Below are 13,452 nucleotides of genomic sequence, written 5' to 3'. Positions count from 1 at the left end.
GGTCTTCTCTGGGTGGTGTGGGGTGGGGGGGGGGTGGGGGGGAGGGGGGGGGTTTTGGGGGGGGGGGGGAGACCCGCCCCCCCCCCCCCCCCCTCCCCCCCCCCCCCCCCCCCCCCCGGGCCGTTCCGATCAGACGGTCAGCGGCGGCACGTACTTGTAGCCGACCCGGCGCACGGTCACGATCGCCCCCCGGTGCTCCGCGCCCATCTTGCGGCGCAGCCGGGCGACGTGGACATCGACGGTCCGGCCGTCGCCCACGTGCCCGTACCCCCAGACCGTGGTCACCAGCTGGTCGCGGGTGTGCACCCGCTGCGGGTGCGCGACGAGGTGGGCGAGCAGCTCGAACTCCAGATACGTGAGGTCGAGGAGGCGCCCGCCGACGTGGACGGTGCGCTGCTCAGGGTCGATGCGCACCAGTCCGTCGCCCTCGGGCGGCACCGGCCCCGCCCCGGCGGCCTTCGCGGTCTGCTGCTCCGCCGGTACGAGCACCAGATAGCCGACCATCGGCGGCTGGCCCGGCAGGGTGGGCAGCGTGTGCGGGGGCGCGGGCAGCCACGTCGCGCCGGAGTGCAGCAGCTCGGCGACCGGCGGCACCTCGTCGGGTGCGACGGCTCGCAGCCGGTGGCGGTGCGGGGGGACGCCGGGGGCGGAGGGCGACAGGGTACGGAGGTTCGTCATGGGGACTCAGCTCTTTCGCGCGAGATGCCGTCGAGGGGCGTTACGTGCGCGCTGGCCATTGGCCGGTACTGGTGACCGGCGGGCTGACTTCGACTGCGGGCGTCAGCGGGGGGAGCGGGCCTGCGCGGGGATCGCGCGGCAACACACTCGGTCGTAATCGTGATGCTGGCGTGACGGCCAGAACGGCTCAAGGTCGACGCGACCTGTCGCGGTGTTCTTCTGAAGGCTGGCCATGCCCCCATTGAAGCACGCGAGCCGCTTGAGCAGCAGACTCGGCTACCGGGTTGCCGCCGGGGCCGGGGGACCGGGGAAGGCGCGGCCGGGGCCGGCCGGCCCCGGCCCCGGCGCGCGGTCACGAACCCTGGGCGACCAACGGATAGTGATCGGAGAGGTCGGTGTACGTGTACTCCTTGCCCCAACTGCTCACCGTCCAGGGCGCGGAGACCTCCTTGACGACCGTGTTCCGCCAGCCGTCCGGCCGGGCGTGCCCCTCGCGGTGCAGCACGTAGTCGAGGTCCTCGCGGGGGTCGGTGGGGTAGCGGTAGGCCGCGATCGAGTTCTCCTTGGTGTCGAAGGAGTACGGGTGGCCGGTGCGGGCGTCCGCGGGCGCGAGCCCCGCGTTCGTGAGCATCGACCGGTACTCCGGCCCGTGGGAGTCGACGTTCATGTCGCCCGCGACCAGTACCTCCTCGCCGGCAGGGATGTGCTTGGCGTCGAGGAAGGCGGCGATCTGCCGGAACTGCGCGGCGCGGTCGGCGACGGCCTCGCCCGCCTTGCACCCGGAGTCGGTGGACTGGGTGTGCGTGCCGACGATGTGCGCCCTGGCGCCGTTCACGTTCAACTCCGCATAGGCGAAGCCCTTGTTGGACCACCAGTCCGAGCCGCAGGCGTCCTTGTACACGACCTGCTCCTTGCGGACGATCGGCCACTTGCTGAGCACGGTGACGCCGCCGTCCTCCGGGGTGGTGGAGGAGTAGCTGCCCCCGGTCGCGTCCCAGCCGCTCTTGCTCCGGCCGACGACGGGCGTCTGGTACGGGTACTGGGCCGAGGCGTTGCGCTTCAGGGCGTCCGAGGCGGAGTTGTCGAAGGCTTCCTGGAGCACGACGACATCGTTGCCCTGGAAGAAACCGGCGGCGGGGATGGCCTTGGCCCGGTGCTCCTGGCCCCAGTTGGGGTAGAGGGACTGGCTCATGAGGAAGGTGTTGTAGGTGAGCACCTTCAGCGCGGGCGGGGCGGCGGCCGGGGCCGCGGTGGCCTGCGGGGCGGCGGTGAGGGCGGCGGCGGCGAGCGCGGGCACGAGGATCGCGGTCCGGGTGAGCTTCCTGGGCGGCACGGTGTCTCCCTGGGGCGGTGGGGGTGAGCCGCCGTCCATCAAAGCAGCGGCAGTTACCATCAGGTAACCCCTAGGTGGACGGCGCCCCGACGCGAGCGGCCACTTCCTCAGCCCCCGCCCCCTCCTCCGCTCCTCAGCCCCCCGCCCCCTCCTCCGCCGCGAGGTAGCCCGCGTACTCCTCGGCGCTGAGCAGACCGCTGTACGCGCCGGGCGAGGGCACCTGGATGAAGATCACCCAGCCCTCCCCGTACGGATCGTCGTTGATCTGCTCCGGACTGTCGTTGGTGGTCTCGTTGACCGCGATGACGGCGCCGGTCACCGGCATGCAGATCTCGGTCACGGCCTTGACCGACTCCACCGACCCGAACGCCTCGGACGCCTCGAACCGCTCGCCCGGCTTGGGCAGTTCGACGTAGACGATGCTGCCCAGCAGCCGCTGCGCGAAGTCGGTGATGCCGACGGTCGCCTGGTCGCCCTTGATCCGCAGCCACTCGTGATCCCTGGTGTACGAGAGTCCCTCGGGGATGTTCACCATGACGTACGTGCCTCCTAGGCGGCGCCTGCGACGGGCCGCGCGTGTGGGGCGTGCGGGGTGTACCGGGCGTGCGTAAGAGCTGCTCTGCTCGACGGTGCCACCGCGCGCCGTGCCCGCCAAGAGAGCGCGCAGCCCGAGGCCGCGTCAAGGAGCCGTGCCGGGCCACGCGGCGGGAGGCGCTGGTGGGGTTATCCCCCTGCTCCGGCGGCGACAGCCCCCGCCCGACAAGACCGGTCCACCCCACCCGTGTTGGGGCCCTGCCCTCACTGACCGGCGCGGCATTCCGGAAGAGCATGGAAGGACCCAATCACCGTGCCGCCGGCCGAGCAAAGGACCCGTCATGCCGTATCCCGCGAAAGAGCAGGACCTTGACGGAGCGCCCGGCGCGGGCGGGGGCGCGTGCGCATGAGCATCGCCGACCGCCCCCGTACGTACGTACCGCGCGTCGAGGACATCGAGCCCCGCGACCCGGCCGAGGGCAGGGAACCTCGCAACCCCGCCGAGGGCAGGGAACCGCCGCAGCGCGACCGGGCCATCGACGCGCTGCGGGCCCTGGCCCTGCTCGCCGTGCCCACCGGCCACTGGCTCATCGGCGGACTCAGCCTCGACGGGAACGGCGCGCTGCACAACGCCAGCCCGCTGTCCGCCTTCGCCCCACTGGCGCCCATCACCTGGGTGCTTCAGATGCTGGGCATCTTCTTCCTGGTCGGCGGCTACGCCTCCGTACTGTCCTACCGGCGGTCCGCCGAACGCGGCGAGTCGCGGAGCCGCTGGATACGCGGCCGCCTCGCCCGCCTGCTGCGGCCCGCCGTGGGCGTCACGGCGGTCTGGGCCCTGCTCGCCCCGATGCTCTACGTGCTCGGAGTGCCCGAGACGACCCTGCGCACAGCCGCCACCCTGGTCGTACAGCCGCTGTGGTTCGTCCTGGTGTACGCCGTGGTCACCGCGCTCACGCCGTACTGCGTGGCCGCCACCCGACGGCTCGGCGGCTGGGCGGCGGCGCCACTGGTGCTGACCGTGGCCGTGGTGGACTTCCTGCGCTACGGCCCGTACGCCGCGTCCATACCCGAGTGGGTGGGGCTCATCAGCCTCTTCCCCGGCTGGCTCTTCGGCTACCAACTCGGCGTCTCCTGGGGCGAGAAGCGCATCGCCCGGCCCGGCGCCTGGCTGCTGTGCCTGGGCGGTACGGCGCTGTTCGCGCTGCTGCTGCTGGTATTCCACTACCCGGCCAGCATGGTCGGCGTCCCCGGCCAGGACCGTACGAACTCCCACCCGCCGTCCCTCCTGGTCATCGCCCTGGCCGCCGCGCAGTGCGGCGCCGCGATCCTGCTCCGGGACCGCATAGCGGCCCTGATGCGCAGGCCCGCGCTGTGGGCCCCGGTATCGGCCGTCAACGCCTCGGCGATGACCAGCCTGTGCTGGCACCAGACCGCCATGCTCGCCGCCGCCGTCCCCGCCGCCTTCCTGGGCACGGTCGACGGCCTCACCACCGCCCCGGACTTCTCCGCCTGGATGCTGACCCGGCTGCCCTGGCTCCCCCTGTTCGCCATCCTCCTCATCGCCATCGCCCGCACCACCCGCCACCTCGAATCCCCCTGGACCGGCCTCCCCCGCGGCCCCCGCCTCCTGGCCGGCGCCCTGGCGGTCGGCTTCTCGGCCTTCGCTCTGGGGCTGGCCTGAGGCCGGCCGCGAACAATGGCTTAAATTGATTTAACAGTCAACCATTTAGGCGTGCATCCTGGAGGGAGCGGTCAGCGGCCACCCGGCGCAGACCCAACGAGAGCTCTCAACAACGGAGTTGATTCGACATGAGCCAGGACCTCCCCCTCCGCCTCCACCACAACGCCTGGATCACCGACGACCAGGAAGCCAACCGGCGCTTCTACGAGGACGTGATCGGCCTGCCCCTGGTGGCCACGTGGACCGAGGTCAACGAACTGCTCGGCGCCGAGCGCGCCTACAGCCACGCTCTTTACGGCCTGGCCGACGGCAGCGCCCTGGCCTTCTTCCAGTTCGCCGACCCCGAGGCCCAGAAGGAATTCAAGACCGACATCAACTTCACGCCCTTCCGCCACATCGCCTTCAAGGTCGAGCAGGGGGCCCAGGACGCCATGCGGAAGCGCATCACCGCGGCCGCCCCGGACTCGGACGCCCGCGTGATCGACCACGGCTTCTGCGTCTCGCTCTACATCACGGACCCCAACGGGCTGAAGCTCGAATTCACCGTCGACCACCCCGACGTGGAGAAGATCGACGCCGAACGCCGCACCACCGCCCACGCCGACCTCGCCCGCTGGCTCGCCGGCGACCACACCCCCAACAACAACTGGCGCTGACCGCTGACCGCTGGCTCTTGCCACGGGACCGGGCCGGAGCCGAGAACGCACCGGTGCCCGATGCCGGCGGTGCGGGCGGGGCGCCGATGACCACACCGGCAGCGACGACGAAGGCCGCCACCCCCAGCGGGGGTGGCGGCCTCGGGCGGAATCCGTGGGTTAGATGTCGAAGTACATCTCGAACTCATGCGGGTGCGGCCGCAGCTGCATCGGGGCGATTTCCTGGGTGCGCTTGTAGTCGATCCACGTCTCGATCAGGTCGGACGTGAAGACGCCGCCCGCCTGGAGGTACTCGTTGTCCGCTTCCAGGGCTTCGAGTACGGCCGGGAGGGAGGTCGGGACCTGGGGGACGCTCGCGTGTTCCTCGGGGGCGAGTTCGTAGAGGTCCTTGTCGATCGGCTCGGCCGGCTCGATCTTGTTCTTGACGCCGTCCAGGCCGGCCAGCAGCAGCGCCGAGAAGGCGAGGTACGGGTTCGAGGACGGGTCCGGGGCGCGGAATTCGACGCGCTTGGCCTTGGGGTTGGAGCCCGTGATCGGGATGCGCATCGCGGCGGAGCGGTTGCGCTGGGAGTAGACCATGTTGACCGGGGCCTCGAAGCCGGGGACCAGGCGGTGGTAGGAGTTCACCGTCGGGTTGGTGAAGGCCAGCAGCGACGGGGCGTGCTTGAGGATGCCGCCGATGTAGTAGCGGGCGATGTCCGAGAGGCCCGCGTAGCCCTGCTCGTCGTAGAAGAGCGGGTCGCCGCCGGACCACAGGGACTGGTGGACGTGCATGCCCGAACCGTTGTCGCCGAAGATCGGCTTCGGCATGAAGGTCGCGGTCTTGCCGTTGCGCCAGGCGACGTTCTTCACGATGTACTTGAAGAGCATCAGGTCGTCGGCCGCGGCGAGCAGCGTGTTGAACTTGTAGTTGATCTCCGCCTGGCCGGCGGTGCCCACCTCGTGGTGCTGGCGCTCGACCTGGAGGCCCGCCGCGTCCAGCTCAAGGGAGATCTCGGCGCGCAGGTCGGCGAAGTGGTCGACCGGCGGGGCCGGGAAGTAGCCGCCCTTGTACCGGACCTTGTAACCGCGGTTGTTCTCCACCGCACCGGTGTTCCAGGCGCCGGCCTCGGAGTCGATGTGGTAGAAGGACTGGTTCGCGCTGGTCTCGAAGCGGACGCTGTCGAAGACGTAGAACTCGGCCTCCGGGCCGAAGTACGCGGTGTCCGCGATGCCGGTGGAGGCGAGGTATGCCTCGGCCTTCTTGGCGATGTTGCGCGGGTCGCGGCTGTACTGCTCGCCCGTGATCGGGTCGTGGATGAAGAAGTTGATGTTGAGCGTCTTGTCCTTGCGGAACGGGTCGACGCGTGCCGTCGACAGGTCCGCGCGCAGCGCCATGTCGGACTCGTGGATGGCCTGGAACCCGCGGATCGACGAGCCGTCGAAGGCCAGCTCCTCGGTCGGGTCGAACGCCTTCGCCGGGATCGTGAAGTGCTGCATCACGCCGGGCAGGTCGCAGAAGCGGACATCGACGAACTTGACATCCTCGTCCGAGATGAACTTTTTGGCGTCGTCGCCGTTCTGGAACATCCAACTCCTCCTAGCCCGGCCGGGTGCGGTCGGGGTTGCTTCGATGGCGCAGTCCCTATGCGGTGGCGCGCTGGGCCCGACCCTAGGCAGGCGGGATTTCCCAAGCATGACCCATTTGTTTCGCCGAGGTTAACCGGAGTGCGCCCCCGTTGACGTCCGGACGGGCCGGACGGGACCCGGAGCGGGGCGAACGTATGCGGTCGCAGTACCGTGGTCGGGTGGATAACAGGCAAGCAATCGGATCGTGGCTCTCCGGGCCGCGCGCGGCCGCCGAGGACATGGGCGTCGACTTCGGGTACCGGGGCGAGCGGCTCGGGCTGCCGAAGGACGGGCCCGGCTCCATCGCGCCGCTCGGCCGGCGCGTCGGGGCCCTGTGCGTCGACTGGGCGCTGTGCATGCTCATCGCCTACGCGTTCCTCGCCGACGGCAGCGCGCAGCGCGCCGGCAACTGGGCGCTCCTCGTCTTCCTCGTACTGAGCCTGCTCACCGTCGGCACGGTCGGCTTCACGCCCGGTAAGCGCCTCCTCGGCCTGCGCGTCGTCAGCGAGGGCGGCGGCCGGCTGTCGCTGCTCCGTGTCGCGCTCCGCAGCGTGCTGCTCGTCGTCGTCATCCCCGCCGCCGTCTGGGACCGCGACTCCCGGGGGCTGCACGACAAGCTCGCCCGCGCTGTCCAGGTTCGGATCTGATCCTCCCCCGGAGGGGGCGGCAAGAGACGTCAAAGGGCGGTCCGGGTTCTCCGGACCGCCCTTTCTGTTCTGTATGGCCTGCGTGTGTGGTGCCTGCCCGCCTCAGCGGCCCTTCGGCATCCGCATGCCCTTCGGCATCGGACCCTTCGGCATCGGCATGTTGCTCATCAGGTCGCCGAGCGCCCGCAGGCGGTCGTTCACCACCGTCACCTGTGCGCCCGGCAGCACCCGCGGCAGCTTCATCAGCGTCGTGCGCACCTTCTTCAGCGGCACCTGGCCCTCGCCGTCGCCCACCACCACGTCGTGCACGGGCACGTCCGCGACGATGCGCGCCATCTTCTTCTTCTCCGCGGCCAGCAGGGACTTGACCCGGTTGGGGTTGCCCTCGGCCACCAGCACGATGCCCGCCTTGCCGACCGCCCGGTGCACGACGTCCTGACTGCGGTTCATCGCCACCGCCGGGGTCGTCGTCCAGCCGCGGACGTTCTCCAGCACCGCGGCAGCCGCGCCCGGCTGGCCTTCCATCTGCCCGAAGGCAGCTCGCTCGGCGCGGCGTCCGAAGACGATCGCCATCGCGAGGAAGGCCAGCAGGAAGCCCAGGATGCCCAAGTAGATCGGGTGACCGATCCAGAAGCCGATGGCGAGGAGGACACCGAAGGTGACGATTCCCACAGCCGCGAGGACAAGACCGACCTTGGGGTCGGCCTTCTTGGTCATCTTGTAGGTCAGAGCGATCTGCTTCAGTCGCCCGGGGTTCTCGGATGTTTCCTTCCTCGCCATACAGCGAAGTTTACGTGGCCTGCGGGCCCGGAGCAGCCACGGCCTCCAGTACGTGCTGTGCCTCGTGCCGGTCCTTGGCCCGGCGCCGGTCCTCAAGCACCGCGGTCCAGGCATTTCGGCGGGCCGTGCGCTGCCCGCCGCGCATCAGCAGCCCTTCCAGGGCGCGCAGGGCGTCGGTCACGGACGGCGGGCGTGCGGAGAGCGTGGGGGGCTGTGCGGAGGGCAGAGCGGAAGAGGCGCGTACGGGCGCGGCCTGCATGTCGGGGTCCCCCTCGGGAGCCTGGATGTGGATGTACGGGGAGCGGTGCGTGCTTACATCGTCACTGAACGGTGTTACCAACGGATGACCTGTTGGTCAAACGTCTATGAAACGTTGACGCGACCCGTCCGATCGCGCACTCTTGCGGGTCGTACGGGTCGCGTAGTACTGCCGTGCGGCAGGGCCGGGGAGCGGGGCCGGTCAGGCCCCGCCCCCGCCCTGGTGCGGTCGTTCAGCTCGCCTGGGCCGACGGAGCGGCGGTCCGCTTGTCGATCGCCTGCTGGTAGAGGCGGCCGGCGCGGTACGAGGAGCGGACCAGGGGGCCGGACATGACCCCGGCGTAGCCGATCTCGTCGGCCTCGTCCTTGAGCTCCACGAACTCCTGCGGCTTCACCCAGCGCTCCACCGGGTGGTGGCGCGGGGAGGGACGCAGGTACTGCGTGATCGTGATGAGCTCGCAGCCCGCCTCGTGCAGGTCGCGCAGCGCCTCGCTGATCTCCTCACGGGTCTCGCCCATGCCGAGGATCAGGTTGGACTTGGTGACCAGCCCGGCCGCGCGGGACTGGCGGATCACGTCGAGGGACCGCTCGTAGCGGAAGCCGGGGCGGATGCGCTTGAAGATGCGCGGCACCGTCTCGACATTGTGCGCGAGTACCTCGGGGCGCGAGGAGAACACCTCGGCGAGCTGCTCGGGCTCCGCGTTGAAGTCCGGGATCAGCAGCTCCACGCCGGTGCCCGGCATCAGCGTGTGGATCTGGCGCACCGTCTCGGCGTAGAGCCAGGCGCCGCCGTCCTCCAGGTCGTCGCGGGCGACGCCGGTGATCGTGGCGTACTTCAGCTCCATCGTGGCCACCGACTCGGCCACCCGGCGCGGCTCGTCGAGGTCGAGGGCCTGCGGCTTGCCGGTGTCGATCTGGCAGAAGTCGCAGCGCCGGGTGCACTGGTCGCCGCCGATGAGGAAGGTCGCCTCGCGGTCCTCCCAGCACTCGTAGATGTTGGGACAGCCCGCTTCCTGGCACACCGTGTGCAGGCCCTCGGACTTCACCAACTTCTGCAGCTCGGTGTACTCGGGGCCCATCTTCGCCCGGGTTTTGATCCACTCCGGCTTGCGCTCGATGGGGGTCTGACTGTTCCGGACCTCCAGGCGCAGCATCTTGCGTCCGTCGGGTGCGACAGCGGACACGTCCGGTACTCCCCTTTGCTGTACGGCATTCGATTCGTCGGCGAACCCTAGGGTACGCCCGTACTACCTACGCTCTTACGCCCAAGCCAACCTCTGAGGTTGGGGGCGCATTCCCGCTATACGGCCCGGGGGAGGAGCTCCGCCCCTTGTAGGACGTCCCGCAGGTGCTTCTCGATCACGGGCGCGGCCTCGGGGACGGTCACCTCGCGGCCCAGCTCATTGGAGAGCGAGGTCACACCCGCGTCCCGGATTCCGCACGGCACGATCCGGTCGAACCAGGTGTTGTCCGGATCGCAGTTCAGCGAGAAGCCGTGCATCGTCACGCCCTTGGCTATCCGGATGCCGATCGCGGCCAGCTTGCGGTCCTCGCGGCGCTGGCCGGCGTTGGACGGCGCGTACTCCGGACCGTTCAGCCGGGCGTCGAACTCCTCGTCCGTCACGCGCGGGTCGAGGTCCAGGGAGAGACCGCCCAGCGCCGGGCGGTCCTCGACCGGGTCGCCGAGCACCCAGACGCCGCTGCGGCCCTCGATGCGGGTGGTCTCCAGGCCGAACTCCGCGCAGGCGCTGATCAGCGCGGATTCCAGGCGGCGTACGTGCGCGACCACGTCCACCGGGCGCGGCAGCTTCTGGATCGGGTAGCCGACGAGCTGGCCGGGGCCGTGCCAGGTGATCTTGCCGCCGCGGTCCACGTCGATGACGGGGGTGCCGTCCAGGGGGCGCTCGTTGTCGGCCGTGCGCCGTCCGGCCGTGTAGACCGCCGGGTGCTCCAGCAGCAGGCAGGTGTCCGGGATCTCGTCCGCGAAGCGGGCGGCGTGGACCCGGCGCTGCTCCTGCCACGCCTCCTGGTATTCGACGGCGTCCGCCCCGAAGCCCAGGTGGACAAAGCGCAGCTCACTCACGGCAGCTCCTCTTCGAACCTTGTCTTGCAGCCATCGCGCCCTGCAACTGTACGGCGGGGTGCTGACAGCGCCGAAGGCGGCCGGGTCCGCAGGCGGTCGGGGAGGGTGCGGGGAGGCCGGGCGGGGGGTTCGCGACCGCGCGCCGCTGTGCTCACACGATCGGATGAATGCGGGGCGAAGGCGGCGATCAGGGCCAAGACTGCCGCTAAATTCGCGCCGTTCCAGAGGGCGATCAGGGAGACCGACAGGCTGATGACGGAACGACCCCCGCACCGCACCCCCAACCGTCAGCTCGCCGGGCTCATCGCCGAGGCGGGCTTCTCCAACGCGGGGCTAGCGCGCCGGGTTGATCAGCTCGGGCTCGAACACGGGCTCGACCTGCGGTACGACAAGACATCCGTGACGCGCTGGCTGCGCGGGCAGCAGCCGCGCGGCACCACCCCCGCGCTGATCGCCGAGGTCTTCACCCGGCGGCTGGGGCGGCGGCTCTCCGCGCAGGACATGGGGCTCGACGCCTGTGCGCCGGTGTACGCGGGGCTGGAGTTCGCCGCGTCGCCGGACGAGGCGGTCGACATCGTCAGCGGGCTGTGGCGCAAGGACTCGGGCAGCCACGCCGAACTGCGGAAGATCGCCTTCACCCCGGCCGGGCTGGTGGTGCCCAGCCGGGACTGGCTCATCGGGCGGCCCGACGAACGGGTGGCGCGGGGGGACCCCGCGCCACGTGTCGCGGCCGGTGGTGTCAGCGGCGCCATCAGCGCTGGTGGCGCGGTCGGCGGGGGCCTCGGCGGGAAGCCCGCCGGGTTCGCCGCCGACGCCGCGGGCGAGGCGCCGCGGGTGCCCGTACAGGGGCGGGGACCCGTACCCCGGCAGCGCCGGACCGAACGCGGGCCCGGGGCGAGGGTCACGATGGGCGACGTCGCCGCGCTGCGGTCGGTGGGGGAGCTCTTCAGGACGCTCGACCACGCGTACGGCGGCGGCCACGCGCGCCAGGCGCTGGTGCGCTATCTGGAACACGAAGTGGAACCGATGCTGCGCGGCGCGTACGGGGAGGCCACCGGGCGGCGGCTGTTCGCCGCCGCGGCCGACCTCACGCGGCTGGCGGGGTGGACCTCGTACGACATCGCCGCGCACGGGCTGGCGCAGCGGTACTTCGTACAGGCGCTGCGGCTGGCGCAGGCCGCCGGGGACCGGGCGTACGGCAGCTATGTCCTGGTCACCATGAGCCGGCAGGCCGTGTATCTCGGACACGGCAGGGAGGCCGTGCAGCTGGCGCGCGTCGCCCAGCAGGGCGTGGGGTCGGGCGCCCCGCCGGTGGTGCAGGCGCTGCTGCACGCCGTGGAGGCGCGCGGGCACGGCGTGCTGACGGAGGTACGGGCGTGCACCGCGTCCCTGGCGCGGGCGGAGCGGGCGCTGGAGACGGCGCGGCCGGGGGACGACGTGCCGTACTGGGCGCGGTTCTTCGACGAGGCGCAGCTGGCCGACGAATTCGGCCACTGCTACCGGGATTTGCAGCAGTACCGGGCGGCCGCGCTGCACGCGGAGCGGTCGTTGCAGCTGAGAGCCGCCGGGTTCGCGCGGAGCCGGCTGTTCTGCCGGGTGGTGCTGGCCTCGGCGCGGCTGGGACTGGGGGAGTTGGAGCAGGCGTGCGTGCTGGGGGCGGAGGCGGCGCAGCAGGCCTCCGAGATGCGGTCGGCCCGAGCGGTGGAGTACGTGCGGGACTTCGAGCGGAGGCTGGAGCCGTATCGGGATGTCGCGGCGGTGCGGGGGTATCGGGAGCGGGTGGCGGCGATGGGGTAGTGGGTGCGCGCCCTCGCCCCTCGGTCACGCCGCGTGCAGCTTCGACGGCTCCTTGGTGGTGATGCCCAGGTCGTGGAGTACCGCGCGGGCGGCCCGGCGGCCCGAGTAGAGGGCGCCCTGCACGGTGCTGGTGTCGCGGTGGTCGCCGCACACGTACAGGCCGCAGAGGAGGCGGACCGGGCGGCGGAGGTCGTGGGGCGCGGTCATGGCGGGGATCGCGTCGGGTTCGTGGTACGCGGCCAGGAGGCGCCAGGCGGTGGTGGACGTGCCGTAGACGGCGGCCAGTTGGGTGCGGGCCGCGCGGTCCAGTTCGGCGGTGGGCAGGGCCGCGGCGCTTCCCAGGACCGTGGAGGTGATCAGGGGGCGGCCGGGCGGCGTGCGGGCCGGGTCGACCTCGCCGGCCACCGCGGTGTGCGCGACGGGGCCGTTCCCGTCGGCGGTGAGGATGAGCGCGGGGCCCCGCGGCGGCGGTTCGTCGGCGGTGTGGTGCAGGACCGTGACGGGGTGGAACGAGGGGAGCCGCAGGCCCGGGATGAGTTCGGCGGCGGCGCGCGCCCCCGTGGCGACCACGACGGAGCGGCAGGCGATGTCGCCGTGTCCGGCGGTGGAGACGGACGTGGTGCAGACGGACTTCGCCTGTACGCCCGTACGGACCGTGCCGGGCGGCAGGGCCGCGGCCAGCAGTTCGGGGATCGTGGCCGCGCCGCCGGCCGCCAGGCAGAGCCGGCCGCGCGCGTAACCGCGCAGCACCAGGTCCGCGACGCGGCTGGACGTGGTGAGGGCCGGGTCGCCGAGCAGGGAGATCAGCAGCGGCCGGAGGAAGCTCTCGACGGTGCGGGGCGGGAGGCCGCGACCGGCCAGGGTCTCGACGGCGGGCCGGTCGGGGAGGGTGAGCAGCCGGTCGGTGGAGAGGGTCGCGAAGCGGGACAGCGCGGCGCCTATCCGCGCCTGGTCGAGGCCGCCCGCGCGGGGCGCGCGTGCCAGGGCGCGCGCCGTCGTGAGTGCGCCCCGCGTGCTCCGGGCGCTCCTCGCCCCGCGGGGCGCCCCCGCCCGCAGGGTGACGCCGGCGTGGTGGACCAGCACGCCGGGCGCGAACGGCCGCAGCGTGAGCGCCCCCAGGCCGGGGGTGCGCAGCAGCTCGGGATAGGCGGTGTTGAGCAGTTGTCCGGTGCGGTCCAGGCGGAAGCCGTCCACCGTCTCCGTGGTCATACGGCCCCCGGGGTAAGGGGCGGCCTCCAGGACGGTGACTGTTACTCCGGCGCTGGTGAGCTGGTGCGCCGCCGACAGGCCGGCGAGCCCGGCGCCCACGATGACGACATCGACGGTGCCGGCGACATCGGCGATGTCGGTCTGGTTCGCGGAATTTCGTGCACGGTCGAGCACGTGCCCTCCCCGAG

At 71.6% G+C, this 13,452-nt stretch carries 13 protein-coding genes; 4 read left to right on the top strand and 9 right to left on the bottom strand.

Features of this window, described 5'->3' with window-relative positions:
• Positions 1-129: 129 nt before the first annotated feature.
• From AC07AB_RS07915 to gcvH, 3 genes are all read right to left on the bottom strand, one after another.
• Entirely contained in the window at positions 130-678 is a 549-nt protein-coding gene (locus tag AC07AB_RS07915; protein WP_478561840.1) for a winged helix-turn-helix domain-containing protein, read from the bottom strand.
• Positions 679-1,030: 352 nt separating this feature from the next.
• Positions 1,031-2,011 (bottom strand): sphingomyelin phosphodiesterase, encoded by a 981-nt coding sequence (sph, locus tag AC07AB_RS07910; protein ID WP_478561837.1) that lies wholly within the window; start codon positions 2,009-2,011, stop codon positions 1,031-1,033.
• Positions 2,012-2,144: 133 nt separating this feature from the next.
• On the bottom strand, positions 2,145-2,546 hold the full coding sequence (gene gcvH / locus AC07AB_RS07905; protein ID WP_478561834.1) for a glycine cleavage system protein GcvH: 402 nt from the start codon (positions 2,544-2,546) through the stop codon (positions 2,145-2,147).
• A gap of 405 nt (positions 2,547-2,951) precedes the next feature.
• Between gcvH and AC07AB_RS07900 the strand changes: the two genes are divergently transcribed.
• Together AC07AB_RS07900 and AC07AB_RS07895 are read left to right on the top strand one after the other, a co-directional pair.
• Positions 2,952-4,226, top strand: a complete 1,275-nt coding sequence (locus tag AC07AB_RS07900) for an acyltransferase family protein (RefSeq protein WP_478561831.1) — start codon at positions 2,952-2,954, stop codon at positions 4,224-4,226.
• Between the two features lie 128 nt (positions 4,227-4,354).
• Positions 4,355-4,882 (top strand): VOC family protein, encoded by a 528-nt coding sequence (locus AC07AB_RS07895; protein WP_478561828.1) that lies wholly within the window; start codon positions 4,355-4,357, stop codon positions 4,880-4,882.
• 159 nt (positions 4,883-5,041) lie between these two features.
• On the opposite strand, the gene glnA is transcribed toward AC07AB_RS07895, so the two are convergent.
• On the bottom strand, positions 5,042-6,451 hold the full coding sequence (gene glnA, locus AC07AB_RS07890; RefSeq protein WP_478561825.1) for a type I glutamate--ammonia ligase: 1,410 nt from the start codon (positions 6,449-6,451) through the stop codon (positions 5,042-5,044).
• A gap of 218 nt (positions 6,452-6,669) precedes the next feature.
• On the opposite strand from glnA, the gene AC07AB_RS07885 reads away from it, so the two are divergent.
• Positions 6,670-7,137, top strand: a complete 468-nt coding sequence (locus tag AC07AB_RS07885) for an RDD family protein (RefSeq protein ID WP_478561822.1) — start codon at positions 6,670-6,672, stop codon at positions 7,135-7,137.
• Between the two features lie 102 nt (positions 7,138-7,239).
• Here the strand turns inward: AC07AB_RS07885 and AC07AB_RS07880 are convergent, their stop codons facing one another.
• The 4 genes from AC07AB_RS07880 to lipB all read right to left on the bottom strand — a co-directional run bounded on the left by AC07AB_RS07880 (position 7,240) and on the right by lipB (position 10,258).
• Positions 7,240-7,917, bottom strand: coding sequence for a DUF4191 domain-containing protein (locus AC07AB_RS07880; protein WP_478561819.1), 678 nt, complete (start codon positions 7,915-7,917; stop codon positions 7,240-7,242).
• Between the two features lie 10 nt (positions 7,918-7,927).
• Positions 7,928-8,176 (bottom strand): SCO2195 family GlnR-regulated protein, encoded by a 249-nt coding sequence (locus AC07AB_RS07875; protein WP_478562623.1) that lies wholly within the window; start codon positions 8,174-8,176, stop codon positions 7,928-7,930.
• 232 nt (positions 8,177-8,408) lie between these two features.
• Entirely contained in the window at positions 8,409-9,359 is a 951-nt protein-coding gene (gene lipA, locus AC07AB_RS07870) for a lipoyl synthase (protein WP_478561817.1), read from the bottom strand.
• Between the two features lie 116 nt (positions 9,360-9,475).
• A complete protein-coding gene (gene lipB / locus AC07AB_RS07865; RefSeq protein ID WP_478561814.1) occupies positions 9,476-10,258 on the bottom strand; it encodes a lipoyl(octanoyl) transferase LipB in 783 nt (260 codons plus the stop codon).
• 252 nt (positions 10,259-10,510) lie between these two features.
• On the opposite strand from lipB, the gene AC07AB_RS07860 reads away from it, so the two are divergent.
• Positions 10,511-12,055, top strand: coding sequence for a regulator (locus AC07AB_RS07860; protein WP_478561811.1), 1,545 nt, complete (start codon positions 10,511-10,513; stop codon positions 12,053-12,055).
• Between the two features lie 24 nt (positions 12,056-12,079).
• Here the strand turns inward: AC07AB_RS07860 and AC07AB_RS07855 are convergent, their stop codons facing one another.
• Entirely contained in the window at positions 12,080-13,399 is a 1,320-nt protein-coding gene (locus AC07AB_RS07855) for an NAD(P)/FAD-dependent oxidoreductase (RefSeq protein ID WP_478562620.1), read from the bottom strand.
• Between the last annotated feature and the right edge of the window lie 53 nt (positions 13,400-13,452).

Source organism: Streptomyces sp. NPDC044033, assembly GCF_056434425.1.
The sequence above is the reverse complement of the archived record's forward strand: the minus strand, read 5'-3'. Positions and strand labels throughout refer to the sequence as shown.

Coding starts and splice junctions, on each gene's coding strand:
- AC07AB_RS07915 (WP_478561840.1), bottom strand. CDS start 678: ATGACGAACCTCCGTACCCTGTCGCCCTCCGCCCCCGGCGTCCCCCCG.
- gcvH (WP_478561834.1), bottom strand. CDS start 2,546: ATGGTGAACATCCCCGAGGGACTCTCGTACACCAGGGATCACGAGTGG.
- AC07AB_RS07900 (WP_478561831.1), top strand. CDS start 2,952: ATGAGCATCGCCGACCGCCCCCGTACGTACGTACCGCGCGTCGAGGAC.
- AC07AB_RS07895 (WP_478561828.1), top strand. CDS start 4,355: ATGAGCCAGGACCTCCCCCTCCGCCTCCACCACAACGCCTGGATCACC.
- glnA (WP_478561825.1), bottom strand. CDS start 6,451: ATGTTCCAGAACGGCGACGACGCCAAAAAGTTCATCTCGGACGAGGAT.
- AC07AB_RS07880 (WP_478561819.1), bottom strand. CDS start 7,917: ATGGCGAGGAAGGAAACATCCGAGAACCCCGGGCGACTGAAGCAGATC.
- AC07AB_RS07875 (WP_478562623.1), bottom strand. CDS start 8,176: ATGCAGGCCGCGCCCGTACGCGCCTCTTCCGCTCTGCCCTCCGCACAG.
- AC07AB_RS07860 (WP_478561811.1), top strand. CDS start 10,511: ATGACGGAACGACCCCCGCACCGCACCCCCAACCGTCAGCTCGCCGGG.